We start from the raw sequence: 1,642 nt of genomic DNA on the forward strand, positions 1-1,642 counted from the left end.
GCAGGCGGGCGGCGTTCATCATGACGAACATGTGGGCCAGGCCCTGGTTCAGTTCCCCCACCAGTTCGGCCTGGGCGCCTTCGAACATCATCACGCAGGTGGGCGAGCCGTGAATCCCCAGCTTGTGCTCGATGGAGGCGGGATGGAGGGCGTTGGCCTCGCCGAGGGCGCCGGTCTCGTCCACCAGGCGCTTGGTGGCCAGGAACAGCGAAATGCCCTTCACCCCTGGCGGGGCGTCGGGCAGGCGGGCCAGGACCAGATGGCAGATATTGTCCGCCGCATCATGGTCGCCCCAGGTGATGAAGATCTTCTGGCCATAGAGGCGGTAGCCCCCCTGGCCGTCCGGCTCGGCCCGGGTGGTCAGGGCCGCCAGATCGGTGCCGGCCTGGGGCTCGGTGAGGTTCATGGTCCCGGTCCATTCCCCTGAGATCAGCCGGGGCAGGATCAGCCGCTTTTGCCGCTCGGTCCCGTGCAGATCCAGCGCCTCAATGGCCGCCTGGGTCAGCATGGGGCAGAGGCCGAAGGCCATGTTGGCGGCATGCACCATTTCAAAGACCGCCAGCTCCATGGCCTTGGACAGGCCCTGGCCGCCGTGCTCCGGGGCGGCCGACAGGCTGTTCCAGCCCTGCTCGGCGAAGGCGCGATAGGCCTCGGCGAAGCCCGGCGCCGCGGTCACCGCCCGCCCTTCGTGGCGCGCCCCGTGCTTGTCGCCCGCCCGGTTCAGGGGGGCCAGAACGTCGGTGGTGAAGGCGCCCGCCGCCTCCAGGACCGCCTGCACCGTTTCGGCGTCCAGGTCCGGATAGGCTTCGCCCAGCAGGGCGTCATGCCCGGCGGCTTTCAGGGCGAAGGCGAGATCGGCGACCGGCGCGCGGAAGGACATGGAGAACTCCTGTGTGGGGCCGCCTATTTAGGCGTCTTGACGCTACGGCGCCCAGGCCCTGGCGGGACAGGACGCGCCTTTGCCGCTATCTCCCTGCCCATGAGCTCGCCCGCCCCCGCCGAGATTCTCGCCGCCGCCCAGGCTCTGCAGGCGGGCGGACTGGTCATCATGCCCACCGAGACGGTCTATGGCCTCGCCGCGTGCGCCGCCGACGCCCGGGCCGTGGCCGCGGTCTATTCGGCCAAGGGCCGGCCGAGCTTCAACCCGCTGATCGCCCATGTGAGCGATCTGGCCATGGCCGAACAGGCCGCCGTGTTCGACTCTCGCGCCCGGGACCTGGCCCGGGCCTTCTGGCCGGGCCCCCTGACCCTCGTCCTGCCGTTCCGCCCTGGCGGGCCGGTGTGCGATCTGGCGCGGGCGGGGCTGGACAGCCTGGCGGTGCGCGCGCCGGACCATCCCGTGGCCCAGGCCCTGATCGCCGCCGTCGGCGCGCCGCTGGTGGCGCCCTCGGCCAACCGGTCGGGCCGGCCAAGCCCCACCTGCTACGCCGATGCGGTGGAGGAGACAGGCGGGTCCGTCGCTGCGGCCCTGGACGGCGGCGCCTGTCGCGTGGGCCTGGAATCCACCGTGGTGGGCCTGCTGGACGCCCCGCGCCTGCTGCGCCCCGGGGCAGTGACGCGGGCGCAGATCGAGGCGGTGATCGGCCCCCTGGCCGAGGCGGAGGACGACGCCCGCCGCTCCCCCGGCCGCCTGGCCCGGCAC

Annotated in this window: 2 protein-coding genes; one reads left to right on the plus strand and one right to left on the minus strand. The window is 72.5% G+C overall.

Features of this window, described 5'->3' with window-relative positions; all coding sequences use genetic code 11:
• Nucleotides 1-880: acyl-CoA dehydrogenase family protein (locus V7D28_RS15265; protein WP_333588233.1), on the minus strand; the 880-nt coding region annotated here is incomplete at its 3' end.
• A gap of 99 nt (nucleotides 881-979) precedes the next feature.
• On the opposite strand from V7D28_RS15265, the gene V7D28_RS15270 reads away from it, so the two are divergent.
• A partial coding sequence (locus tag V7D28_RS15270; protein ID WP_333588234.1) for an L-threonylcarbamoyladenylate synthase occupies nucleotides 980-1,642 on the plus strand: 663 nt, incomplete at its 3' end.

Source organism: Phenylobacterium sp. (assembly GCF_036723115.1).
Taxonomy (GTDB): Bacteria; Pseudomonadota; Alphaproteobacteria; order Caulobacterales; family Caulobacteraceae; genus Phenylobacterium.